General features: G+C 69.4%; 20 protein-coding genes and 1 pseudogene. 12 read left to right on the top strand and 9 right to left on the bottom strand.

All coding sequences use genetic code 11. The features are described 5' to 3' along the window. The first annotated feature begins 179 nt into the window (after nucleotides 1-179). Both M8859_RS07660 and M8859_RS07655 read left to right on the top strand, forming a co-directional pair. Nucleotides 180-1643, top strand: coding sequence for an FAD-dependent oxidoreductase (locus tag M8859_RS07660; protein WP_249644051.1), 1464 nt, complete (start codon nucleotides 180-182; stop codon nucleotides 1641-1643). A gap of 84 nt (nucleotides 1644-1727) precedes the next feature. Next, nucleotides 1728-2603, top strand: a complete 876-nt coding sequence (locus M8859_RS07655; RefSeq protein ID WP_159921966.1) for an amidohydrolase family protein — start codon at nucleotides 1728-1730, stop codon at nucleotides 2601-2603. A gap of 3 nt (nucleotides 2604-2606) precedes the next feature. Here the strand turns inward: M8859_RS07655 and M8859_RS07650 are convergent, their stop codons facing one another. Then, entirely contained in the window at nucleotides 2607-3104 is a 498-nt protein-coding gene (locus tag M8859_RS07650) for a DUF456 domain-containing protein (protein WP_159921968.1), read from the bottom strand. Between the two features lie 53 nt (nucleotides 3105-3157). After that, nucleotides 3158-3961: an alpha/beta fold hydrolase gene (locus tag M8859_RS07645; protein WP_195069679.1), complete on the bottom strand. Its 804-nt coding sequence runs from the start codon at nucleotides 3959-3961 to the stop codon at nucleotides 3158-3160. A 205-nt stretch (nucleotides 3962-4166) separates the two neighbouring features. Between M8859_RS07645 and M8859_RS07640 the strand changes: the two are divergent. The 3 genes and pseudogenes from M8859_RS07640 to M8859_RS07630 form a co-directional block, all read left to right on the top strand. Beyond that, a pseudogene (locus M8859_RS07640) lies at nucleotides 4167-5426 on the top strand (GAF domain-containing protein); the annotation flags it as partial. A gap of 138 nt (nucleotides 5427-5564) precedes the next feature. Then, nucleotides 5565-7052 (top strand): peptidoglycan DD-metalloendopeptidase family protein, encoded by a 1488-nt coding sequence (locus M8859_RS07635; protein ID WP_249644050.1) that lies wholly within the window; start codon nucleotides 5565-5567, stop codon nucleotides 7050-7052. Between the two features lie 114 nt (nucleotides 7053-7166). Beyond that, nucleotides 7167-8264: a CaiB/BaiF CoA transferase family protein gene (locus M8859_RS07630; RefSeq protein WP_159921976.1), complete on the top strand. Its 1098-nt coding sequence runs from the start codon at nucleotides 7167-7169 to the stop codon at nucleotides 8262-8264. Nucleotides 8265-8610: 346 nt separating this feature from the next. On the opposite strand, the gene yczR is transcribed toward M8859_RS07630, so the two are convergent. Next, the gene (gene yczR / locus M8859_RS07625; protein ID WP_159921978.1) at nucleotides 8611-10116 is read right to left on the bottom strand and encodes a MocR-like transcription factor YczR; all 1506 of its coding nucleotides are present in this window, start codon (nucleotides 10114-10116) and stop codon (nucleotides 8611-8613) included. Nucleotides 10117-10179: 63 nt separating this feature from the next. Here yczR and M8859_RS07620 point away from each other — a divergent pair, with 63 nt between their 5' ends. The 3 genes from M8859_RS07620 to M8859_RS07610 all read left to right on the top strand — a co-directional run bounded on the left by M8859_RS07620 (nucleotide 10180) and on the right by M8859_RS07610 (nucleotide 12264). After that, nucleotides 10180-10401 carry a hypothetical protein gene (locus M8859_RS07620; RefSeq protein WP_195069683.1) on the top strand — a complete coding sequence of 74 codons (222 nt, stop codon included), beginning with the start codon at nucleotides 10180-10182 and terminating at the stop codon, nucleotides 10399-10401. A gap of 232 nt (nucleotides 10402-10633) precedes the next feature. Further along, complete coding sequence (locus M8859_RS07615) at nucleotides 10634-11272, top strand: methylated-DNA--[protein]-cysteine S-methyltransferase (protein ID WP_159921982.1); 639 nt, start codon at nucleotides 10634-10636, stop codon at nucleotides 11270-11272. Between the two features lie 155 nt (nucleotides 11273-11427). Continuing rightward, a complete protein-coding gene (locus tag M8859_RS07610) occupies nucleotides 11428-12264 on the top strand; it encodes an alpha/beta fold hydrolase (protein ID WP_159921984.1) in 837 nt (278 codons plus the stop codon). A gap of 6 nt (nucleotides 12265-12270) precedes the next feature. Here the strand turns inward: M8859_RS07610 and M8859_RS07605 are convergent, their stop codons facing one another. The 3 genes from M8859_RS07605 to M8859_RS07595 form a co-directional block, all read right to left on the bottom strand. After that, on the bottom strand, nucleotides 12271-12549 hold the full coding sequence (locus M8859_RS07605; protein ID WP_195069684.1) for a hypothetical protein: 279 nt from the start codon (nucleotides 12547-12549) through the stop codon (nucleotides 12271-12273). 6 nt (nucleotides 12550-12555) lie between these two features. Continuing rightward, the gene (locus tag M8859_RS07600; RefSeq protein WP_195069685.1) at nucleotides 12556-15159 is read right to left on the bottom strand and encodes a LuxR C-terminal-related transcriptional regulator; all 2604 of its coding nucleotides are present in this window, start codon (nucleotides 15157-15159) and stop codon (nucleotides 12556-12558) included. Nucleotides 15160-15275: 116 nt separating this feature from the next. Continuing rightward, entirely contained in the window at nucleotides 15276-16565 is a 1290-nt protein-coding gene (locus M8859_RS07595; RefSeq protein WP_159921990.1) for an adenylosuccinate synthase, read from the bottom strand. Nucleotides 16566-16845: 280 nt separating this feature from the next. Between M8859_RS07595 and M8859_RS07590 the strand changes: the two genes are divergently transcribed. Then, nucleotides 16846-17505 (top strand): hypothetical protein, encoded by a 660-nt coding sequence (locus M8859_RS07590; protein WP_236565334.1) that lies wholly within the window; start codon nucleotides 16846-16848, stop codon nucleotides 17503-17505. After that, complete coding sequence (locus M8859_RS07585) at nucleotides 17502-18278, top strand: site-2 protease family protein (protein WP_249644049.1); 777 nt, start codon at nucleotides 17502-17504, stop codon at nucleotides 18276-18278. The genes M8859_RS07590 and M8859_RS07585 overlap by 4 nt, the downstream gene beginning before the upstream one ends. A gap of 333 nt (nucleotides 18279-18611) precedes the next feature. Here M8859_RS07585 and M8859_RS07580 read toward each other — a convergent pair whose 3' ends face one another. The 3 genes from M8859_RS07580 to M8859_RS07570 all read right to left on the bottom strand — a co-directional run bounded on the left by M8859_RS07580 (nucleotide 18612) and on the right by M8859_RS07570 (nucleotide 21546). Further along, nucleotides 18612-19715, bottom strand: a complete 1104-nt coding sequence (locus M8859_RS07580) for an FUSC family protein (RefSeq protein ID WP_195069772.1) — start codon at nucleotides 19713-19715, stop codon at nucleotides 18612-18614. A gap of 105 nt (nucleotides 19716-19820) precedes the next feature. Continuing rightward, nucleotides 19821-20273: a DUF3151 domain-containing protein gene (locus M8859_RS07575; RefSeq protein ID WP_195069686.1), complete on the bottom strand. Its 453-nt coding sequence runs from the start codon at nucleotides 20271-20273 to the stop codon at nucleotides 19821-19823. A 208-nt stretch (nucleotides 20274-20481) separates the two neighbouring features. Beyond that, a complete protein-coding gene (locus M8859_RS07570; protein ID WP_249644048.1) occupies nucleotides 20482-21546 on the bottom strand; it encodes a hypothetical protein in 1065 nt (354 codons plus the stop codon). A 1-nt stretch (nucleotide 21547) separates the two neighbouring features. Here M8859_RS07570 and M8859_RS07565 point away from each other — a divergent pair, with 1 nt between their 5' ends. Both M8859_RS07565 and M8859_RS07560 read left to right on the top strand, forming a co-directional pair. Continuing rightward, nucleotides 21548-22849, top strand: a complete 1302-nt coding sequence (locus M8859_RS07565; RefSeq protein ID WP_249644047.1) for an Rv0361 family membrane protein — start codon at nucleotides 21548-21550, stop codon at nucleotides 22847-22849. A 98-nt stretch (nucleotides 22850-22947) separates the two neighbouring features. Further along, a complete protein-coding gene (locus M8859_RS07560; protein ID WP_159922000.1) occupies nucleotides 22948-24015 on the top strand; it encodes a fused (3R)-hydroxyacyl-ACP dehydratase subunits HadA/HadB in 1068 nt (355 codons plus the stop codon). Nucleotides 24016-24021 lie beyond the last annotated feature (6 nt).

Below are 24021 nucleotides of genomic sequence, written 5' to 3'. Positions count from 1 at the left end.
GGCCTGCTGTCATAGCGAATCGGCAGCTCATCGCCGCGGCGAACGGAGCACCGTGCAGCCACGAGCCGGCAACGCCGGCGTCCGCACCGGACGGGTGCGACCGAGCCGGTGCGTCAACTTAGCCTAAGCTAAGCCCAGACGTCATTAATTGTTTCGACCATAAAGGTGCGCGTAAAGAGATGACCGAACAGAGTGAAGTATCGGATGGCGGTGTGCGCGAGCCCTCCGTGGTGACGCAGGCTTCCTCCTCCGGGCCTGACGCGCACACCGCGAGGACCCGCCCGCTGCGCATCGCGATCGTGGGCGCCGGGCCGGCTGGGATCTACGCCGCCGACGCGTTGATGAAGTCCGATGCGGAGGTGAGCATCGACCTGTTCGAGCGGATGCCCGCGCCGTTCGGGTTGATCCGCTACGGCGTCGCGCCCGACCACCCGCGGATCAAGGGCATCATCACCGCCCTGCACAAGGTGCTGGACAAGCCGCAGGTCCGCCTGCTCGGCAACATCGACTACGGCACCGACATCACTCTCGACGACCTGCGGGCCTTCTACGACGCGGTGATCTTCTCCACCGGCGCCAACGCCGACCGGGCGCTGCCCATCCCCGGCATCGATCTCGACGGCTCCTTCGGCGCCGCCGACTTCGTCTCCTGGTACGACGGCCACCCCGACGTCCCCCGCACCTGGCCCCTGGACGCGGAGAAGGTCGCGGTCCTCGGCGTCGGCAACGTCGCGCTCGACGTCGCCCGCGTGCTGGCCAAGACCGGCGACGAGCTGCTGCCCACCGAGATCCCGCCGAACGTCTACAAGGGCCTGAAGGAGAACAAGGCCGTCGAGGTCCACGTCTTCGGCCGCCGCGGACCCGCCCAGGCCAAGTTCACCCCGCTGGAACTGCGCGAGCTCGACCACTCCCCCACCATCGAAGTCATCGTCGACCCCGAGGACATCGACTACGACGAGGGCTCCGAAGCCGCGCGCCGTCATTCCAAGCAGGTCGACATGGTCGCCAACACCCTCGAGCAGTGGGCCATCCGCGACGTCGGCAACCGGCCGCACAAACTGTTCCTGCACTTCTTCGAATCCCCCGCCGAAGTGCTCGGCGAGAACGGCAAGGTCGTCGGCCTGCGCACCGAGCGCACCCAGCTCGACGGCACCGGCAACGTCAAGGGCACCGGCGTGTTCAAGGACTGGGACGTGCAGGCGGTGTACCGCGCCGTCGGCTACCTGTCGCAGAACCTGACCCAGCTGCCGTTCGACGACCAGGCGGGCACCGTGCCGAACGAGGCGGGTCGCGTGATCGCCGACGAGAACGCCGACGGCGCCGAGCGCTACCTGCCCGCCACCTACGTCACCGGCTGGATCAAGCGCGGCCCGGTCGGCCTGATCGGCCACACCAAGGGCGACGCCAACGAGACCATCGCCTGCCTGCTGGACGACGCTCCCGGCTTCGCCCCGGCCGAGCAACCCGAGCCCGAGGCCGTCACCGAGTTCCTGGAGAGCAAGGGCATTCCGTTCACCACCTGGGCAGGCTGGTACCGCCTCGACGCGCACGAACGCTCGCTCGGCGAGCCGGAGGGCCGCGAGCGGGTCAAGGTCGTCGAGCGCGAGGACATGCTGCGCGCCAGCGAGCCGCACAAGGTCTGATCACACCGCGGTGACCGACGCCGCTGCCACCGCCGCACCCCCGCTGTGGCAGCGGAAATTCCGACACTGAGGCATTCTGTACAAGTGTTCGATGCCCACCTGCACATCTTCGACCCGCGGTTTCCGCTGGCCGAGAACGAGGGCTACCTGCCCGATCCGTTCACCATCGCCGATTACCGCAAGCGCATGTCGCGATACGACATCGGAGGCGGCGCGGTGGTCAGCGGGTCGTTCCAGGGCACGGACCAGAGTTATTTGAAGGCCGCCCTCGCCGAACTCGGCGAGGGCTGGGTCGGCGTCACCCGGCTCGATCTGGACGCCACCGACGAGGAGATCCTCGAACTGGACCGGGTAGGTGTGCGCGCGCTGCGGTTCAACCTCAAGCGCGCGGCCACCGACATCACCGGGATGACGTTGCAGGCGCTGCGCGCCTACGAGCTGGCAGGCTGGCACGTCGAGGTCTACATCGACGGCACCATGCTGGCTTCGCTGCAACCGGTCATCTCCAAGCTGCCCGCGCTGTCGGTCGACCACCTGGGCATGTCCGCGGAAGGCGTGCCCTTCCTGCTCGATCTCGTCGACCGCGGAGCCAAGGTCAAGGCGACGGGTTTCGGCCGGGTCGCGATGAACGTCGCCGACACGCTGCGCCGTATCCACGCGGTGAATCCCGAAGCGTTGATGTTCGGCACCGATCTGCCCGGCACCCGAGCCGGACGCCCGTTCCGGGACTCGGACGTCGATCTGCTCTGTGATGTGGTGGGCACCGACATGCACGCGGTGCTGGAGGACAACGCCCGCGCGTTCTACCGGCTTCCGGCCCGGGAGCGCACCGTCAGCGACGATCCCGCCCCCACGCTGCCGCTGTACCGCCCGGAACCGCCGACTCTCCGGCTGCACCGCGACGAACTCCCGGGAAGCCGTGCGGGAGACACCATTCCGTTCCCCGCCATCGATCGGTAGCGCTCAGACGGCGAAGACGCCGACGATCCAGACACCGATGGCCAGCAGCGCGCCGAAGAGCTCGATCAGGATGGACAGGCCGACGCCCTTCAGCGCGTGTACCGTCGCTTGCCAGGCCTGCTGGTTGACGCGCAGCCGCTGGAGTTCCGAAAGGTACACGCCCAGCACGAAACCGATGAACAGGCCGACCACCGGAATGACGAAGAAGCCGACGACGCCGAGGATCGCGCCGAGCAGGACCGCTCGGTTGGACACTCCCGCGTCCTTCATCTTGCGCCCCGGCCAGGTGTATTTGACGACCCCGGAGAGCACCAGCAGCAGCGTGCTGATCGCGAAAACCGTCCAGGCCGTGGCCCCTCCGGTCAGAAAGGCCCAGACGGCGATCGCGGCGAAGATCAGGATGACGCCCGGCAGGATCGGGACGACGATCCCGACGAGGCCGACCAGAATCGCGAGGGCGGCGAGAAGGGTGTACCACCCCTGATCAGAGAGCGCTTCCACACGTGCAGCCTATAGTGGCCTGCCCCGCGGAGCCGTCATGAGATTCCGCCCGCTCAGAGGAACTCGGCGAGTGCTTCGTTGAAGCGCTCCGGTTCCTCCGAGAACGGCGCATGACCGCTGTGCTCGAAGCGCACCGCCTTCGCGTTCGGCAATCGCGCCGCGAGCCATTCGTCGAGCGGACCGGGGAAGATCTTGCTCTGCGCGCCGTAGATCAGCAGTGCGGGCACGGTGACCTGGGGCAGGACCTGCCGGAAGTCCGCGAAGGCCATGTCGTACCAGATGGCGCAGGCCGCCGCGGTCGGCGTTTTCGCCGTCTCCGCGTACACCGCGTCGATCACCTCCGGTGGCGGGGTGTCGGCGAAGCATGCCGCGATGAACGGCTTGATCACCGACGGCCGCGCGTGCTTCACCGCTTGCACGAAAACCGCGAGATCGCTCTGGGAGTAGCCGCCCTGGAGCGGAAAGTCCCAGCCCGGCGCGTCGAGAAACCGCGGCGACTGGTCCACGAAAACCACCGAATCCAGCCGCTCGCAATCGAACTGCTGGATGTAGGCGAGGATCACCGCGGTGCCCATCGACCAGCCGACCAAGCACACGTCCTCGAGCGAGAGGTGTTCGAGCAGACTGCGGATGTCCCGTGCGTACTGCGCGAGGGTGTGCCCGTCGTCGGTCTTCCCGGAGGCGCCGTGCCCGCGAAGGTCGAGATTGATCACCCGATTTCGCTCTGCCAGGGCGGGCACGTTCTGCGTCCAGAAGGTGGTGTTCATGGTCCATCCGTGGATGAGCACGACCGGCCGCCCGGCCCCGTGATCCTCGTAGTACATCGGCACACCATCGGGCAGTTCGAAGTACGGCATCGACAACCTCCAGTCCACGAGCAACGGTTTCGCACACGATGGCGCGCATTCGTCGCCGTGGAAAGGCACCGGTCGGGGGTTGCATCAACGTTGCAGCGCAGCGCGACTCGTTGTCAGGGCGACGGCGCGGTCCTTAGTCTGGTCCCGACGCCGGGACGTCTCCGGGCGGTAGGACACCGCGGCCGATCCGAATACCACGAGGCACACGCTTTTGGTGACAAGGCAGACACACTCGACGCGTGCGGACGTGCGCGCCTCATGGGATCGCGCCCGAGGTCGCGGCCTGCATCCGGACCGGCATCTCCCCGAGGTCGGCCTGACCGACGACGAGGTGCGCACCTGGCGCAGGAATCATCGGATGGCCTCCGTTTGGCCGGTCCTGTTCGCGAGCCTCGAGGGCGCCGCGTTCGAACCGGGCCACGTGCTGTTCGGCGCCGACGCGGACGGGCATCTGCTGTGGGTGCAGGGCGATCCCGCGACCAGACGAGCGGCGGGACGAGCCAATCTCGTCCCCGGAGCGCGCTGGCACGAGACCGAAGCGGGGACCAACGGCGTTGGCACCGCTCTGGCGCTGGGGCGCGCGTTCCAAGTCCGCGGCACCGAGCACTACCTGTCGGTCGCCGCGGACTTCACCTGCTCGGCAGCCCCCATCAGGGATCCCGTGGGCGGCGCGGTGATCGGCGTCGTCGACGTCACCTGCCGACTGCGCGACCCGAATGCCCTGGCGTTGCCTCTGGTCACGGCGGCGGCGCGGCTGGCCGAGGCGCATCTTCGTTCGCTCACCTGGCGGCATGACGCCGAGATACGGACCCGCTACCTCGATCGTGTCCTCAGCCGGCTCGGCGACCGTGGCGCCCTGCTGTCACACGACGGCCGGCTGTTGCACGCGTCGCCTCGCGGCTGGCTGCCCGACGTCTGGCCCGCACCACTGGTCGAGGGCGAAACCGAACTGCCCGACGGTCGTCGCGTGGTGCTCGAAAGGCTCGCGCCGGGCGGACCGTTCTCGGTCTGCGCTCTGGCGGGCAGCGTTTCGGGCGAACGGGCGCCGCGCGTGAGCACACTGGGCCGCGCCCGCGCCCTGTTGTGGATGGACGGCGTCGTCCATGAACTCAGTCCTCGGCACAGCGAGCTGGTGGTTCTGCTGCTCGACAATCCCGATGGACTGACCGCGGCGCTGTTGGCCGAAGAGCTGTACGGGACCGGCGGAAAGGCGGTCACGGTACGCGCGGAACTGGCCCGGCTCCGGCGAATCGTCGGATATCGCCTGGTATCGGACCCGTATCGTCTCGACCCGCGAATCCGCGCCGACTTCCGTCAGGTGGAGGACGGTCTCGGGCAGGAATCGGTCAGCGAACTCCGCAGCCGATATCCGGGTCCCTTGCTGCCCGGCTCCCAGGCACCCGGCATCCGGAGAATTCGACATCGGTTGGACAACCGGCTGGCATCCTTCGGTCCTGCTCGGTAGTGCCGGCTTCCGGCGGATGGCGTCTCGCGATTCCCAGTGGTGAGGACCGCGCGGTGAAATCGAGCGGCACAATCGATCTCGGCAACAGCGCTGGTTGAGAGGCGTGCCGGATGGGCGTGTGGGCATGCGGAGGTGGTCGTGACTAGCGGGGAAGCGACTCACCTCGTGGATGGCGAGGCAGCTCCCGAGGGCGGCGCTGTCGAAGACTCGACCAGCGCCCCGGGGCCCGCGACCTCCGCGTCTGAGCGAAAAGACTCCGACATCGCCGCCCAGACAGCCCGTGTCCTCGCCGATCTGGCACGACACGCGCCCGGTGGAGCCCCCGCAGCCCCCACGTCGAACTCACGCGCGCAGCCCGTTTCCGCCCCCACCCCCGCCGCTCCGGCACCCAATGGCGCGCAACCGCCACCGGCTACCGGCACCGCGGTCCCCGGCGGAACGGTGGCGCCGCAGCCCGGTGGCGTGGTGGCGCCGCCCGGGGGCGCTGCACCGCCGCCGAACGGCGCCCCGCCACCACCGGACGGGGAGCCCGCCCCACCACCCCCCGGGATCGATCCGGAGATGATCGCGGCCATCGCCCCGACCGCCTTGATGGCCGGATCGATGGCCATGATGGCACTGCCGATGCTGGCGCAGGCGCTCGCCGGCCTCGCGGGCGGCGGATCCGGCGCGGGTGCGGGCGGGACGAATGCCACCCCCACCGCCGCCAATGCGGCCGCGCTGACTCCGGAGGCGCAACAAGCCCTGGACGCGTTGAAGAAGCTGGAGGCGCTGTACGGCACCGACGGCGACGCGGCGGGCACCGCGGGTCTGGGCGCACGACCCGGTGGGTCGGTCGGTTCGGGCGCGGGAGCTACAGCGATCAAGGCGCGAGCGTTGTACCAGAAGAACGCGGCGAAGGCGTTCAACAATCTGGACAACGACCTCGCGCGCTACATTGCCGGCCTGGCCGGGGACAACCGAGCCGACCGGAAAGCGGTGGTCCGGCTGATCCGGGAGGTCAACGTACAACTGGCCGAACTCGGGCCCAGCGCCTACACCAAGGAAGGTCAGCGGAAGGTACACCAGATACTCTCCGAGGCTTTGCGCAAGGCTCAGGCCATAGTGCGGGGCGGGCAGGCCAAGGCGACCGAAACCGCCGCCATGGTCGACCGCCTCACCGCGCAATACCTCAACGGCATAGCCGGGAATCACAGGAGGCTCGCAAGCGCCTTGCCGGGCGACGGCCGCCCCCGCTCGCCCATCGACCCCGGGAAATACCGGATCAGCTCGCACTACGGTCCCCGGGGCGGCAAACACCACGGTGGGCTCGACCTCGCCGCCCCCGCAGGCACGCCCATCTACGCCGCCACCGGCGGCACCGTGGTGAAGGCGGGCAACTTCGGCGACGGCTACGGCTATCAGGTTCGGATCCGCTCCGCCGACGGCACCGAGACCATCTACGCCCACCAGACCCCGGGCAGCATCCGGGTCCAGACCGGCCAGCGAGTCTCCGCGGGCACCGTGATCGGCGCGGTCGGATCCACCGGCAACTCCACCGGCCCACACCTGCACTACGAGGTGCGGCGCAACGGCCGCGCCGTCGAGCCCGTCGCCTATCTGGCGTCACAGGGTGTTCGTGTATGACCCGGCTCCGGCCGCAGCGTTATTGTCATACTGTCAATACACCCCTCCCGGTCGCGTCCGGGAGGACGCACCGTCCATTCGGTGCGCTGGATCAACGACGAACCGAGGTAGGGCGTGAGCATTCCATCCACCGCCGAGAAGGGCCCGCTCGCGGGCATCAAGGTCATCGAGTTGGCCGGTATCGGCCCTGGCCCGCACGCCGCGCTGCTGCTCGCCGATCTCGGCGCCGACGTGGTGCGGGTGCAGCGTGCGGGTCAACTGCCCGGCGGGTTCGACCGCCCTCAGCTGCGCGGCCGGACCATCGTCGAGGCCGACCTCAAGGACCCCGCCGACATCGAGAAGGTACTCGGCCTCATCGAGAAGGCGGACGTGCTCATAGAGGGCTTCCGCCCCGGCGTCACCGAGCGGATGGGCCTCGGCCCGGACGACGCGCTCGCCCGCAATCCCCGCCTGGTCTACGGACGGATGACCGGTTGGGGCCAAGAGGGCCCGCTGGCCGACCGCGCCGGACACGACATCAACTACATCTCCATCACCGGCGTGCTGCACGCCATCGGCCGCAAGGGCGAGCGCCCGGTCCCGCCGTTGAACATGGTGGGCGATTTCGGCGGCGGTTCGATGTTCCTGGTGTTCGGCATCCTCGCCGCGCTGGTCGAACGGCAGCAGTCCGGCAAGGGCCAAGTGATCGACGCGGCCATGGTCGATGGCGCCCTTGCCCTTTCGCACATGATCTGGGGCATGCGCGGCGCCGGCGTCTGGTCCGATGAGCGGGGCGTGAACCTGCTCGACACCGGAATGTCGTTCTACGACACCTACGAGACCTCCGACGGCAAGTACATGGCGGTCGGCGCGATCGAACCGCAGTTCTACGCCCAGCTGCTGACCGGGCTGGAGATCGACGCGGAGGGCCTGCCCTTCCAGCTCGACCCCGCCGGGCAGGACACGCTGAAAAAGCTGTTCGCCGAACGCTTCCGGACCAAGACGCGCGACGAGTGGACCGAGATCTTCGTCGGCACCGACGCGTGCGTCTCGCCGGTGCTCACCTTCGAGGAGGCCACGCGCAACGAGCACATCGCGGCCCGCGGTTCGTTGCTCGAGTTGGATGACATCACCCAGCACGCCCCGGCCCCGCGATTCTCGCGCACTCCGAACGGGATTCCGACCCCGCCGCCCACCACCGCGACCCCGATCGAGTCGGTCTGGATCGACTGAGCACGCGGCGGGGTGTCGCGGCGCGGCATCCCGCCCGAGCGAGGCTGATTGAAAGTTGTAACAAACCAACCGGTTCGACAGTTCGGCGCTGCGCCTGCCATACTGTCCGCGAGCAGGTGGCTTCCGAGAACAGCGGATGCCCCGGACATCCTTCCGGTCCGCTTATTGACCGCCGCTCGAGCTGGAGGCCTCGGCGCCGTGCGAGCTTTCTGCACGCTGCCCGAGCACGAGGAGGGCCAGCCCCGAGGGGTGGCCGGCCGATCGTGCCCGGCGGCGCTCGGAGGGGAAGTGCCGCCGGCGGAGGCTCTCCCCGCTCCAATTCGGCAGAAACGAACGCGAAATCCTCTCAGTAGCAGGTCAACGGCGTCAGCGGATCTACCGCGCGCGGCGTCAGCGCGGCGTAGGCGGACGCGATGGCCTTGACCGCCAATCGCAATTCGGGCTCCTGATGGGTGAAGGGCAGCCGCAGGAACCGTTCGAACGCGCCTTGCACGCCGAATCGGGGCCCGGCCGCGAGCAATACGCCGTGGTTGGGAGCCGTGGCTGCCAGCGCCGTGGAGACCGAGGTCGGCAGCTGCGCCCACACCGACATGCCGCCGGCGCCGACAGTGACGCGCCAGTCCGGCAGTTCCTCGGCGAGCGTGTCGAGCAGGGCCGCACGCTGGGAACGCAGCTGGTCCCGCCGGCGGTCGAGGATGAGGTCCGCGTGCTCGAGCAGGTGCACGGTGGCCAGCTGATCCATGACGGGGGTGCCGAGGTCGACCGTGGAGCGGATGCCGAGCAGCTTGGTGATCAGCGCCTGGTTGGTCCGGATCCAGCCGACGCGCAGACCGCCCCAGAACGATTTCGAGGCCGAGCCGATGGTGACGATCTCGGAGCCCTTGGCGAAGGACGCGACCGGCGGCGGCGGAAGGCCGCCATCGAGGCCGAGATCCGCCATGGACTCATCGATCACGACGGTCATCCTGGTATCCCTGGCGATGGCGGCCAGTTCGGCGCGGCCCTCGGCGTCGAGCAGCAGGCCGGTGGGGTTGTTGTAGTCCGGCACCAGATAGGCCAAGCCGGCGGCGGTCTGCCGGGCGGCACTGCGGATTCCGTCGAGATCCCAGCCGCCCGCCGGGTCCTCCGGCCGCAAGGGCACCGGCACCGGCCGAGCGCCGACGTCGCGGATCGCCTCGATGGCGTTCGGATAGGTCGGATGGTCGATGAGCACACGGGCCGCGGGCGCCGTGAGCACGTTCAGCAGGAGACGCAGACCGTGCTGGGCGCCGAGGGTGACCAGGATCTGGTCGGGTTCGGTCGGCAACCCGCGCTCGGTGTAGCGGCGGGCGATCGCCTCGCGTAGCGCGAGCACACCGACCGGGTCCATGCCGTGGGTCCCCAAGTAGGCCGGAATCCCCTCCAGGGCAGCGGAATACGCCTCCTGCATCTCCAGCGGGGCGGCCATCGCGGCGTAGGTCATGTCGATGGTGGGCAGCTCGGGCGCGGCCATCATCGCCAGGATGCTCCTGGCCGGTTTGACGCCGTCGTGTTGCACGTCCCGGGGCAGTGCCACCGTACTGCGCGATCCCTGGCGGCTGATCAGGTAGCCGTGCTCGCGCAGCAACGCGTAAGTGGAGGTGATGGTCGTGCGGCTGACCCCGAGGGTGGCGGCGAGATCGCGTTCGCTGGGCAACGCGACACCAAGTGGTGCGCGACCGTCGTGGATCAGCAGCCGGATGCCTTCGGCGAGCGCGAGATACGCCGGGCGGGTGGACCGCCGCCCGGCCGCATCCGGACCACCGTCGTGCGCCTGCCGCCAGCGGCCCAGATCGCGGGCCAGACTGCCCGCGCCGATCACTCTCGTCGCCATGCGGTCCAGTATCGGCCGATTGGATATTTCTTGGCAAGGCCAGTGGCGCGCACGCTGACGGACATGACCGCCCTCGCCACCCTGCTCATTGTCGCCCTCTTCGGCTACCTGATCCACCGATTCGCGCCGAGGAACGACGAGCGCGCCTTCCGGCTCGAACGCTTCCACCCGGGCATGCCGGTGTCCCACCAGAGCCTGTCGTACTACGACCACCAGCGGCGATACTCCGATCTCACCGCCGTCTACGGCCGTGGCGACGTGCCGGACCAAGGCTTGCCCGGCTGAAAGGAGCCGCGCGAAACGCGCGGAATCGACTTCGTGCCGCGTACGAACCAAGCGCCCCGCTAAGCCACACTGCGCCCATACCAGGCCAGTGGGGGCGGCACTCCGTGTACCGCCACGTGACCCAGCACGTCGACGCCGCACGCGATCGTCGCGACACATACTGATACAAGGCCACTTGTGAAACTGGCCTGCTCATTGCGTACTTGTCGGTCCCGCGGTGCAAACTTGGCTCATGAGTGACGCCACTCGGCTCGCCGCCGCGACCGAGCCACCGGCGACGGAGACCACCGGTTCCGCTACCGAGCCTGGAGCCTCCGGCCGCCACGCCGCCGCGACGCTGTTCGACACGACGATCGGCTGCTGCGCGATCGCATGGAGTTCGGAAGGGGTGATCCGATTCCAACTCCCCGAGGCGAGCCCGGCGGCCACTCGCGCGCGCATCACGCGCCGTCGCGCCGGACACCCGGACGCGGAGATCCTCGAGGAACCACCCGCCGACGCCATCGCAGAGGCGATCGCAGGCATTCGCGCCCACCTGGCGGGCGAACTCGACGACCTGCGCTGGATCGCCCTGGACACCAGCGGCATTCCGCAGTTCCACCGTGCCGTCTACGCTGTCGCCCGCGCCATCGACCCCGGCCACACGCTCAGCTACGGTCAGGTCGCCGACCGCGTCGGCGCACCCGGTGCTGCCCAAGCGGTCGGGCAGGCTCTGGGCCGAAACCCGATTCCGCTGATCATCCCGTGCCACCGCGTACTCGCCGCCGATCACGCACTACACGGCTTCTCCGCCCCAGGCGGCATCGACACCAAGCAGCGTTTGCTGACCATCGAGCGCACATCGGGATTCGGCGAGCCCACTTTGTTCTGAGCAACCCAGGCGCCGGTACCGGCCCCGTACAGCGCCGGATCCGGCCGCTCGCAGTCCCGCGGATCCCACGCTCCGATGAATTCGTGGAGTTCGCTTCGTCCCTATGAGCGAAGCATCGGCGGAACCCGCCCGATAGGAAAGAAAGTGAGCAAACGATGGAGACTGTGACCTCGGCCGACGGTACCGCGATCGCGTTCGACCGGCACGTCGGCGGCGACAACGGAGTCGTGATACTGATCGGCGGCGCCTTCGGTTTCCGCCGATTCCCCAAGATGGTCGAGTTGGCCTCGGCACTGGCCGAGCAGCACCACCTGACCGTGATCAACTACGACCGGCGTGGCCGCGGCGACAGCGCGGATTCGCCTGGCGTCTACGAAGTCGACCGGGAAATCGATGACATCGCCGCGTTGGTCGAGGCCGCGGGTGGCACGGCGGCGTTGTTCGGCTGGTCCTCAGGCGCCGCGCTCGCGCTCCGCGCCGCCGAGTCCGGCCGGGTGCGGGGCATTACGAAGGTCGTCGCATTCGAGCCGCCTTTCGTGGTCGACCGCGAAGGATTCGTGCCCCAGGCCGACCTGGAGATACGGCTGCACGAACTGATCGCCGCCGACCGCCGCGGTGACACCGTGCGGTTGTACATGACCAAGGCTATGGGGATGCCGCGTGTCATGGTCGCGGCCATGCGTCTGACCCCCTTCTGGAAGGATCTGCGCGCCACCGCACCGTCCACCGCGCACGACTGGGCGGTGATGCGTGACTTCATGCGCGGAGAGCCGTTGCGCGCCGAGGATTGGTCCGGGGTCGGTGTTCCCACGCTGGTCATCGCGGGCGGCAAGAGTGACGCGCTACTCCGCAAGGGAGCCCGCGCCATCGCCGCGGTTCTTCCCGACGCCGTATTCCAGGAGATCCCCCGACTCAGCCACAACCCGGATATCAAGCTCCTGGCCCCAGTCGCCGGTTCGTTCCTCACCGGTGTCGAGCAGCATGCCGAGTAGGGCGGCTCACTCTATGGGGTGCGCGCGGAAGAATTCGCAAGCTTCTCCGGTGATGTAGCCGTCCGCGCAGCCGAAGTAGGTCTGGATGCAGGCGTTCGACGAGCAGCCGAGTTCGATCAGTTTCTGCCTGATCCGCGCGTTGCGCTCCTGAGGCGTCTCGGTCTTCGACGCCACCGTCGCCGAGGGAGGCGCCGAACTGGTGGCCGGTCCGGGCCGGCCGTCCGAGCATCCGGCGCCCAGGACCGCCGCGGCCGCCAGCACGCACATCACGAGGGTGGATCGCACGACCACTCACCCGCTCCCGGACTCGCCGCGCATCAGTGCTCCGAGGGACTCGCGATCGGTGACGTCCATCTTGATGCAGGCGCGATACAGATGGCCTTCCACCGTGCGCACCGAGACCGTGAGCCGGTCGGCGATCTGCCGGTTGGACAAGCCCGCCGCCACCAAATTCGCGATCTCGCGTTCCCGGGCGGTCAACGGCAGCGGCTGCGCGGCCTGTCGCAACGCCGGGGTACTCGCTCCGCCGCAGGCGGCGGCGAGCCGGTTGGCCGTGGCGGCGGACTCCAGCAATCTGCGCCGGTCCCCGGCTCGCTCGTGTGCCGACGCGGCCTGCGCCGAGGCGTCGGCAGCCGACAGCATCACGCCGATGCGCTCGAAATCCGCTGCTACCGCGTCGAGTCCGGGGCCGTCGTGGTCGGCGAGCGCCACCGCGTGCCGGGCCTGCACCTGCACCAGCCGCCCGTCCAGGCGTGCGGCCAGGTCCGCCAGTCGTCCGGCCACGGAATGATCGCCGAACCGGGCCGCCGTGTGCAGTGCCATGGCTTCGATCGCGTGCTGATGTGAGCGGGCGGCCGAGTCGGCGGCGCTCACCGCGATCCGGATGGCCGGGGTCACGGTGCCTTCGGCGGCCGACAGCCAGGCCCGCGCGATTTCCAGCTGCGGTTCGTACACCGCGCTGTGCCTGCCGCCTCGCGCGGTGGCGTGCATGATCGACTCGGCGGCTTCGGCGGCGCGCCCGAGCGCCGAATAAGCTTCGGCCAAACGGATCCGCGCGGGGAACATCCAGGCGGCCGCGCCCTCGGCGGCCAGTGCGGCCAGCGCCTGTTCCAAATTCTCGATGCCGTCTTGAAACCGGCCCTGCGCCACGTCGACGGTGCCCTGCAGGATCTTCGACATGCCCCAGGCCAGGTACTGGCCGGGTGAGGAGTAGCCGACGAACGCCCCGGCGCAGCGTCGCGCCTCCTCCAGGTCGCCGGTGAAGGTCAGGGCGAGCACCTCGGCGTGCGTGGACATGAAACGGTTGAGCCCGTCGATGTGGCCTTCCACCTCGTGCCCACGGGCCGCGTACTGCCTGGCCGCTGCGCCCTTGCCCATCAACGCCAACGCCAAGCCGCCGCCGAAGGAAGCCCACCACACCGCCCACGGCGGCGCGCCATCGGCGGACATGACCGTTTCCGCCTCGGCGATCGCGTTCTCGACCAGGTTCTCGTTGACCGCGCTCGCGGACGCCAGACCGGTGAAGATGGCCGCGATCTTGGGATGACGCACCTTGCTCCGCACCAGTTTCAGCACCTCGTCGGCGCGGTCGGCGTCACCCATGGCCCACAACAGGTTCGCCACCCGGGTGCTGCCCCAGCGCGCCAGCTGCACCTCGTCGAGCTGGTCCGGGTCGAAGCTGGCCAGGGTGCGCTCGGCCTCGATCCGGTGCCCCTGCCACAGCAGGGCGCGGGCCAGCAGGTCGGCGGACTCCACACCGCCGCGCCGCTCCACCGCCGCCCGCGCGAAACGTTCCCCCAACGGCAGATTCGCCAATCCGATCGCGTCGGCGGCGGCGGCCTCGAACAACTCCAGATCGGCGGATTTGTCGCTGTCCAGGGCCAATTCGGCCAGCCGGATGCGGTCGGCGGCGGAATTGATCGGGCGTTCCTTCAGCGACGAGTACAGCCTGCCGCGCAGACGCCGCGCCGAGGCGATGCCCAGCCTGCGCCGGATCACCTCGCCGAACAGCGGGTGGTTGTAGCGCACCATGAGATCCCGGGAATTCTCCACGACCCGGATGACGCCGCGGGTTTCGGCGGCTTCCACCGCGTCCTCGCCCGCCAGCTCGGCGAGGACGTCGAGATCGATCGGCTCACAGAAGGTCAGCAGTTCCAGCACCCGCAGCACCGGCTCGGGCAACTGCTCGACCCGGTCCTCCAGCAGCGCGGCCAGCTCGGAGGTCACCGCTGCGCGGCCGCGCAGCTGCCACACGCCGTTGACTTGGCGCAGCGTGCCCGCCTCCAGCGCTCCCTCGACCAAATGCCGGAGGAACAACGGGTTTCCGGCGGAGGACTCCCACATCAGATTGGCGGTGAATCCCTCGAGCTGCCCGCCGAGCATCGACTCCACCAGCTCCACGCTCTGGCGCTGGGTGAACGGGCGCAGATCGATGCGCGTCAGGTGGCCGTCTTTCCACAGCGAGGTGACCGCGTCCGGCACCGGGACTCCGCTGCGAACGGTCACCACGATGTGGGCTGCCTTGTCGATGGCCAGCTGCAGCAGCAATGTGGCGGAGAGCTGATCGAGCAGATGCGCGTCGTCCACGCCGATCACCGTGTCCCCGTCGGCGAGCAACGCCTCGCGCGCCGCCGACATGAACGTGACCGGGTCGTGCGCCGTATAGACGCCCACCATGTGCGCGAACACGCCCAGGGGGATGCTGCGCGCCGACTCGGTGCCCGCGACCCAGCGCACGTTGCCGCCGATCGCGGAGGTGGCATGCCGGGCCAGGGTGGTCTTACCCACGCCCGCATCGCCGGTCAGTACCACCCCGACGTGCTCCGGACCGGTCAGTGCCGCGCGGATTGCCTCGAATTCGCTTTCGCGCTCGATCATCGGCCAGTTCCGAGCCATGCTCTAACTGTAGTTCTTCACCGATCATGATCGAAGCCGAGCGAGCACGATAGATGGGGCCAATGTGTGGTGATGTCCACGAATCTCCGCTGGACCGCGCGAAATTCGAACAGGTTCTAGCCGAGCACGTCGTGGCGGACGATGGTCTGATCCCGGCCCGGACCCACGCCGATGCAGGAGATACGGGCCCCGGAGAGCTCCTCCAAACGCAACACGTACGCCTGGGCGTTCGCGGGCAATTCCTCGAAGGCGCGCGCGCCGGAAATGTCCTCCCACCAGCCGGGCATTTGCTCGAAAATAGGCTTCGCGTGATGGAATTCGGTCTGGGTGGTCGGCATCTGCTCGACTCGCTCACCATCGACCTCGTAGGCGACGCAGATCGGCACCGTCTCCAGACTGGATAGAACGTCCAGTTTGGTGAGGAAGTAATCGGTGATGCCGTTGACCCGCGTGGCGTAGCGCGCGATCACCGCGTCGAACCAGCCGCAACGGCGGGCGCGGCCGGTGGTGACGCCGACCTCGCCGCCGGTCTTGGCCAGGTAGGCGCCGAACTCGTCGAACAGCTCGGTCGGGAAGGGGCCGGAACCGACCCGGGTCGTGTAGCACTTCAAGATGCCGAGCACGGTGTTGATCTTGTTGGGTCCGATGCCCGCCCCGACCGCCGCGCCGCCCGAGGTCGGATTCGACGAGGTGACGTAGGGGTAGGTGCCGTGGTCGACGTCCAGCAGGGTGCCCTGCGAGCCCTCCAGCAGCACGGTCTCGCCGCGCTCGAGCGCCAGATTCAGCTTCAGCCTGGTGTCGGCGATCCGATGGGAGAACCGGTCGGCCTGCGTGAGCACCTCGTCGACCACCTGCTGGGGATCCAGCGCCCGGCGGTTGTAGATCTTGACCAGCACCTGGTTCTTGAACTCCAGCGCCGCCTCGACCTTCTGGGTGAGGATCTTCTCGTCCAGCACGTCCGCGACGCGCACGCCGACGCGCGCGACCTTGTCCTGGTAGCACGGCCCGATGCCGCGCCCGGTGGTGCCGATCTTCTTGTTGCCGAGGAAGCGTTCGGTGACCTTATCGATGGCCACGTGGTAGGGCATGATCAGGTGCGCGTCGGCCGAGAGCAGCAGGCCGGAGGTGTCCACGCCGCGCTCTTCCAGCCCCGCCAGTTCGTCCAGCAGCACGCCGGGATCCACGACGACGCCGTTGCCGATGACATTCGTCACGCCAGGGGTCAGGATGCCGGAGGGGATCAGGTGCAACGCGAAGTTGTCACCGTTCGGCAACACCACGGTGTGACCGGCGTTGTTGCCACCTTGGTAACGGACCACCCAGTTCACCCGACCGCCCAACAGGTCGGTTGCTTTGCCCTTTCCCTCGTCACCCCACTGGGCGCCGATGAGGACGATTGCCGGCATGGTCGTGTCTCCTACGGTTCGACAGGCAACACTGATGTGTTGCAGCTACCTGCCGTACTGAGGCGGTGGCCGGAAGGACAGTCTAGCCGACCCGTCCGCGGCGGCATCGCGGCGGATCTCGTCGTAGGCTCGACAACCGTGTGGTCGCGGCCGGGCAGGGCTATGGTTGCACGGCACGCCGAGCGGCAGCGCGGCGTGGACGGACGAGCCGCAGCCGGTTCGGCCGCAATGGCGAGGGGCCCGACGGTGTCGGCTCGAACCGAGGAGGGTGTACGGCAGCTTGAGTACCCATGTTCTCCGCTGCGACGGCGCCCCCGTACCCATCGCGCTCGCGGCGCTGCCGACCACCCAGACGGCCGCCATCCCCGAGTCGTCCGTGATCGATGAGCTGCTTCCCGTGCTGGCCGCCGACAGCCTGCCGCGGCTGATCGTGCTCGGCGAGGACGCCGCGCTGGCCGCGGTGCTCACCCACCTGATGCGCACCGAGCGCCTGCACGTCGAGATCGGCTACGTACCGATCGAGAAGTCCTACGCTTCGCGCGCCTACCAGACCGGCACCGGCAACGCCGCCGCCAAGCGCGCCATCGAGGGCCGCGCTGTCCAGACGCCGCTGGTCCGCGACGACACCGGCAAGGTGCTCGCGGGCCGAGCCGTGATCACCGGCGTCGGCGGGGAGAAGCTGGAGGGCGAGGCGTACGTCGACGACACGCAACTGTTCTCCGGCAAGGTGGCGGCCATGCTCGTCTCGCCGTGCCTGGAACCGCCCGGCGTCCGGGCGACCGTGCGCAAAGGCTTCCGCAAGCGGCGCTGGCTGGAGGGGCGAGCGGCGCAGCTCGGTACGCCCGGCGCCATCGTGACCAGGGACGGCATCCGCGCCGACCGCCCGGTGCCGCGCTCGACTTTCTACCGCCACCACGAACCCTGGCTGCTTGTGCGATGACCATTCCGATCGACCGCAGGTCGCGCGCGGTGCGGCCGAGCCCGGTGTTCCTGCTCGTGATCGCCCTCACCGCCCTCGGCGGTGCGCTGGCCTGGGATGCCCCGCTGGACTCGACAAGAGCCAAGGCCGGGGTCTTCGTCTTCGTGGTGTTCGGCTGGGTGGTCTCGCTGTGCCTGCACGAGTTCGCGCACGCGTACGGGGCGTGGCGGGCGGGTGATCGTGAGGTCGAGTTGCGCGGCTATCTGACGCTGAACCCGTTGAAGTACAGCCATCCCCTGCTGTCGATCGTGCTGCCGATGGTGTTCATCGCGCTGGGCGGCATCGGCCTGCCGGGCGGCGCGGTCTACGTGCACACGCACAATGTCGCGCCACGTACGCAGCGGATCATCAGCGGTGCGGGGCCCGCCGTGAACGCACTGTGCGCGGTGCTCCTCTTGGTGGTGGTTCAGCTCTGGGGCAGCACCGATTCCCATCCGGCTTTCTGGTTCGGTGTGAGTTTCCTTGCGTTCCTGCAGATCACCGCGACGCTGCTGAACCTGATCCCACTGCCGGGACTGGACGGTTACGGCATAGTCGAGCCGTCGCTGAGCTACCAGACCAGACGCTCGCTCGACCAGTTCAAGCCGTTCGGCATGCTGATCCTGTTCGCGCTGCTGTTCACCCCCGCCATCAACGAAGTGTTCTTCGACGCGGTGTACGCCCTGTTCGAGCTGTCCGGCGTTCCGTCGGACTGGTCGCGCTACGGCAGCTACCTGACTCGATTCTGGACCTGATCCGCGGCTCGAACCGGCCGACCTGCGACGCTCCGGATATACGCGGGCGCAGGGCCGCCCGGTCGAATCGGCCAGGCGGCCCTGCTTCTTCGCTCGCGTCCGATCCGCCCCTTCCCTGGCCACCACACCCCTTGGCCAAGGAACCATTTCGTCCGCGTGCGAAGCGGTCGACCGCGATTCCCCTCGACTCGCGGTCACATCGCAAAACTACGGCGGGAAGACGCGCGGAACACGAGTAGCGGACTACCCGAAGATCAATTTTTCGGCGCGCCGCGCCGGACGCGGACCACGGTGCCGGGCGCGAATGTCCGATTACCGCTGAGTAGTCCGGGTTCATACCTCGGGCCGCACGTAGGGGTTCTTGACCGTCGGCGGCAGCAGGGCAATCGCCGAGACACGTTGGACGCCGCAGACTTGCATCAGGTCTACCAGCGTCGAACGCACCTGCGCGAAGACGACGTGGGCCGAAAGTCCCGCGCCCGCTACCAGTTCCGGACGCGCACCCTTCGCGACCGAGCGCAGTACGCGGGCGGCTTCGGCCCGGTCGGGCTGTTCGCCGGGGTCGGTCAGCATCATCCGGCGCACCACGTCGACGGCCTGGCCGAGGCGCTCCACCTCGTCGATCAATCCGGGGTGGAGGATTTCGTCGTCGCGCACCAGAGTCAGCGAGCGCCGCAACAGGACTCGGGTGTTGCGGATGGCATTGTCCAACGGATCGGCCGTGGCCCTGATGCGTTCGAGGCGGGAACGGGAGTTCCAGTACAGCGGCGAGATCCGGCTGATCTCGCGGCCACCCTCCAGAGTCGCGCGCAACGAGTCGATCTGCGGCTGGGTGGCGCGCATCGCGGTGAGCGCACGGTGCAGCTTCTCCGGATCCTGCTCGAGCAGACCGTCGGCGCAATCGGTGATAGATCTGCCCATCACGCCGAGAATGTCCGCGGCGAGCGTTCGCGCCCTGCGCACGGGGTGCAGGGGAATCGCGGCGACCACCACCACGCCGACCAGACCGCCCACGAGGGCGTCGATCATGCGGGAGAAGCCGCCGCCCACCGAGGGCGGCAGCAAAGTCGCCACCAGCACGGCGGAACCCGCCGCCTGCATGGTGATGATCGAACCGCCGTCCAGGAACACCGCCGCCGCCATGGCGACCGCGACGACCAGCGCGATCTGCCAGACACCGGTACCCGCGCGGGAGATGAACAAGTCGCCGATGCCGATGCCGACCGCGACGCCGACCACCAGCTCCACCGAGCGGCGCAGCCGGGCGCCGAAGGAGATGCCGATCGACACCACGGCGGCCGTCGGCGCGAAGAACGGCAACGCGTGGCCGATGACGTGGTGGGCGAGGAACCAGGCCAGCGCGGCGCCGACCGAACACTGGATGATCGGCAGCACCGACCGGCGCAGCCGCGCCCAAGAAGTGCGCAGCCTCGCCATACTGCTCGCGCGGGCGACGCCGACGCGGGAATCGGGCGCCAGCCCGCCGGTCAACCGGCCGCCGCTGCTCCTGGAATCATTACGCGATGCTGCGCTCACTACGGCTCAGTCGAGACCCAGCTCCGCGGCCGCCCGGGGGTCGCAGTCTTCCAGCAGGTCGAGGCAGCGCGCGTACTCCTCGGTCTCACCGATCGCCTTGGCGGCGCGGGCCAGCGCGCCCACGCTGCGCAGGAAGCCCCGATTGGGCTCGTGGCTCCACGGCACCGGCCCGAAGCCCTTCCAGCCGTTGCGGCGCAGCAGGTCCAGGCCGCGGTGATAGCCGGTGCGGGCGAACGCGTACGCGGCGACGATGTCGTGGTTGACCGCGTCGTCCTGGGCTTCGCCGCGACTCAGCGCCGCTTCGGCGAGGTGCGCCCATGCGATCGAGGCGGCCGGGTGATCGGCCGCGACCCGCACCGGATCGGCGTTGTCGAGCAGCGCGTCCTCGGCGTCGGAGATTTCGGGTAGCAGTACCGGTTGCGGTCCGAGCAGGTCACCGAACGAGGTCATGCGGTTCATTGTGCACCGCAGGCCGATTTGCCCGATAGGCGGCTGCCTCTGCTCCAGCTCGCGTTCCGCTCTCTCCGGCGCGAGCCGAGCACGGATTTCGGTCCGGTCGCGGCTCGTCGTACGGGACGGTCGGCGCCGGTTCGGCTCGGCGTGGGTTGATGACGGACTTCGGCGGGCCGCGCCCATTAGGCTGGCCGTCGAGTTCAACAGTTCCGCCTTAGCGAGGGGTGTGCGTGTCCGACCCGAACGACGAGAAGAACACGGCGCGTGACAGTGCCGGACCGGCCGACACGGCAGGGGCCGACGCACGCCCCGGCGCCGCCACCCAACGTATTCCCGCCCCGGGCAAGAGCGCTGCGGATTCATCGGCTGCCCCCACCGAACGCATCGCCAAGACGCAGCGGCCGGGCGGCGAGAAGGCGCCGACCGGTCGCGACACCCCGGACGCTTCCCCGGCGGCATCGAAGGCGGACGCGGGCGCCGGTGGTCCGGCCGCCGGCGCGGCGCACGCAGAAGACCCGAAACCGGCAGCAACCGATAACGCGAATCCGGCGATGCCGAAACCGGTGACCCGCCCCGCGGACGGCACGAACTCCCCGGCCTCCGCCCCCGCGAACCCGGCCGCCCCCGCGAATCCGGCCGCCTCCGCGTCGGCGAACACCACCGCGAAGAATGTTCGCCCGGCACAGCAGACCTCACCCGGGCTCGGAGCGTGGAGCGGCACGAGGCCCGCCGCCCCCGCCAGGAAGAAGCCCCCGAACCAGCCCGCTTCACGTCCGGCCGCGCCGAGTTCCCCCGCGACCGGTGTTTCCGGTGGTTCGGGCGCATCCGCCACCGGCGGCCCCGGCGCACCGGTCCCCGGCTCCGGAGGCGGCGCGAAGACGCCTTCCTCCGGCCCGGTCCCGAACTCACCGGCTACGGACAACGCACGTACCGGCGCGGCGGGTAGCGCAGACAAGTCGAAGCCCCCTGCTACCGGTTCGGCGGCTCCTACTTCCGCGTCGACCGGACCAGCCGTCCAGCCGAAGACCGGACCGAATACGCCGACCTCTTCCGCGCCCGCCGCATCGCCCGCACCCGGCGCCGCGGGCACGGCGCGTTCCGAATCGGCGAGCACCGGCAAGGCGAACGCCGCGCCCGAGGAATCCCGCGCCGACGCGGGCACGCCGGGCGCCGACGCGGAGACGACCGCGATCGATCGGACGTCCGCGTCGAAGCGGCCGGAGGGCGGTAGCGATACGACTGCCGACACCCCGAAGGCCGGTTCCGCAGAGGCGCGCACCGTGGTGATCAAGCGGGATCAGTTGCCGTCCGCCACCACGCGGGGTTCGGCAGCAGCGAGCGGCTCCGACGCGAAAGAGTCCGCGAAGCAACGGGAGCAACCCGCCGCGGACAAGACGGCGCCCGGCTCGGCCGCGAAAGCCGCCGCCGCCGCGAAGACCGAAGCGGCCGAGCCCGCCGAGGCTGCGCCGGGTTCGTCGGCGGACACAACCCGGAGCGGGAAAGCCGCGGCGAGCGATTCCGATTCGCCCAGCGGCGCCGCCGAGACGGCGGCACCCCCGCAGGGCGGCCCCGCTCCGGCGGGCGAAGGCGCGACCGTCGTGATGCGCAAGCCGCAGCCGCCGGCCGGGCAGGCGGGTCCGGGCTCGGCGACCGCCGCTGAGCCCACCCAGGGAAACGAGCAGAACCCACCCGGTTCCGATGACGTGACGATGGCGATGCCGGTCGTCGGCCTGGACGACGCGAAGACCGTCGCGCTCCCCATCCAGCGCCCCGCGGACGGCGGCAGGCCGGGGACCGATCGCGTGGTCGCGCCGCCCGCGGGACCGGTGCCGATCACGAAGCCGCCGAGCACGCCGCGTCCGGCCTCCGGGCCCAAGCAGTCCGGTCCGTCCGGTCCGCAAGGTCCCTCGGCCCCGCCGCAGCACGGACCGGGAGTCGAGGAGACCCGGCCGTCGCCGCAGCGCTCCCAGGGCAGACCGCGACAGGTGGCTACCGCACCGTCGCCCGCCGACGTCCAGCAGACCGTGCCCGCGCAATCCATGGCCGGTCCGCGGGCGCCGCACACCCGGCCCGTCGCGCCGCCGCAGCGGATCGCCCCTGCTCCGCAGCCCGGCGCCGGGGCGTCCGCCACCGCGTCCGCCGGGATCAATCGCCGACTCCTCGGGGTGGGCGCCGCAGTCGTGCTGGTGGTCGCGCTCGTCGCGGCGATCGTGGCGCTGGTCACCATGACCGGAGAAGACTCCCCCGAGACCCAGGTGCGCGGCGCGATCACCAGCTACACCGAGGCACTGCGGGCCGGCGACCTGGAGGCGCTGCGCTCCAGCACCTGCGGTCCTCTGCACGACTTCTATCAGGGCATTCCGAGTGACCAGTTCGCAGGCGTGCACAAGTTGTCGATGGAGCGCAAGAACATTCCGGTGGTCGACAGCGTCGACGCCATCCGCATCACCGACGACACCGCCATCGCCCAGGCCACGGTGTACACCGAGGCCGACCCGGCGAAGCGGTCGGCACGCACCTTCGATCTACAGCGCACCGACGGCGGATGGAAGGTTTGCGACCCGCCCTCCGGCACGCAGTAACCACTCAGCCACGTGATAGCCGACACGCATCGATGCCGGTCGCGCATATCACACACACCTGGTCAATGGTCCGGCTCGGCAGTAGCATGGCCCGGATCATGAGCAGGGAACAGACGATGGCGCGGCCGGATGTCGCTGTCGCTGCGGCGACGCCGGCCGGACAGCGATTCCGGGTGCGTGACCATTACGAGGTGGGCCGGGAGAAGGTCCGGGAGTTCGCGCGCGCGGTACAGAATCACCACGCGGCGCATCAGCGCGACGGCGATGCTCGCGCCCTCGGGTATCCCGGGATCATCGCGCCGCCGACCTTCGCCTCGGTGATCGGGATGACCGGGACCAGGGCGCTGCTCGACTCGGTACTCACCGACTACGACCTGTCCCAGTTCTTGCAGACCGACCAGGTTTTCGAGATCTATCGCCCGATCCTGGCCGGCGACCGGGTGCGCAGCGAGATAGTCGTCGAGTCGATCCGCCGCTTCGGTGACAACGACTTCATCGTGGTGCGCTTCGCGCTGAGCAACCGGCACGGCGACGTCGCCATCGTCGGGTCGACCACGATCGTCGCGCGCCGCGGCGCCGAGGCCGACGCCGCCTTGAACGACGTGGTCGAGAACATCATGATGCACGGGCGCCCGGCCGAGTCCGATACCGCCGGAGCCACCGTCGGCTCCAACGACGCCCTGGTGCCGCTCGGCGTCGGTCCCTTGGTCGAGCCGCACGAACACGAGAACGCGCCGGTGCACACGCTGCCGTCGTTCGACGAGCTCGCCCCGGGCGACCAGCTCCCCGACGGCTCCTTCCGGCTGACCCGCGGCGACCTGGCGAACTACGCGGGCGTGTCCGGCGATGCCAATCCGATCCACTTCAGCGATCACGCCGCACAGATCGCGGGGCTACCGACCGTCGTCGCGCACGGCATGCTGACCATGGGCTTGGCCGGTGGCTATCTCACCGCGTGGCTGGGCGATCCGACCGCCATCCGCAAGTTCAGTGTGCGGTTCTCCGGCTTCGTCCCGGTCGCCGCCGACGCGGCGAGCACGGTCGAGTTCACCGGCCGGATCAAGTCCCTGGACCCTGGTAGCCGCACCGCGACGATCCTGCTCGGCGGTTCTTCCGAAGGACGCAAGCTGTTCGGTCGCGCGCTGGCCGAGGTCCGGCTGCGCTAGGCGACC

It is taken from the genome of Nocardia sputi, from assembly GCF_023501985.1.
This window is presented reverse-complemented; position numbering and strand designations above follow the sequence as displayed.

Coding starts and splice junctions, on each gene's coding strand:
- M8859_RS07580 (WP_195069772.1), bottom strand. CDS start 19,715: ATGGCGAGGCTGCGCACTTCTTGGGCGCGGCTGCGCCGGTCGGTGCTG.
- M8859_RS07645 (WP_195069679.1), bottom strand. CDS start 3,961: ATGCCGTACTTCGAACTGCCCGATGGTGTGCCGATGTACTACGAGGAT.
- M8859_RS07660 (WP_249644051.1), top strand. CDS start 180: ATGACCGAACAGAGTGAAGTATCGGATGGCGGTGTGCGCGAGCCCTCC.
- M8859_RS07615 (WP_159921982.1), top strand. CDS start 10,634: ATGAGTGACGCCACTCGGCTCGCCGCCGCGACCGAGCCACCGGCGACG.
- M8859_RS07620 (WP_195069683.1), top strand. CDS start 10,180: ATGACCGCCCTCGCCACCCTGCTCATTGTCGCCCTCTTCGGCTACCTG.
- M8859_RS07600 (WP_195069685.1), bottom strand. CDS start 15,159: ATGGCTCGGAACTGGCCGATGATCGAGCGCGAAAGCGAATTCGAGGCA.
- M8859_RS07610 (WP_159921984.1), top strand. CDS start 11,428: ATGGAGACTGTGACCTCGGCCGACGGTACCGCGATCGCGTTCGACCGG.
- yczR (WP_159921978.1), bottom strand. CDS start 10,116: ATGGCGACGAGAGTGATCGGCGCGGGCAGTCTGGCCCGCGATCTGGGC.
- M8859_RS07575 (WP_195069686.1), bottom strand. CDS start 20,273: ATGAACCGCATGACCTCGTTCGGTGACCTGCTCGGACCGCAACCGGTA.
- M8859_RS07585 (WP_249644049.1), top strand. CDS start 17,502: ATGACCATTCCGATCGACCGCAGGTCGCGCGCGGTGCGGCCGAGCCCG.
- M8859_RS07560 (WP_159922000.1), top strand. CDS start 22,948: ATGAGCAGGGAACAGACGATGGCGCGGCCGGATGTCGCTGTCGCTGCG.
- M8859_RS07595 (WP_159921990.1), bottom strand. CDS start 16,565: ATGCCGGCAATCGTCCTCATCGGCGCCCAGTGGGGTGACGAGGGAAAG.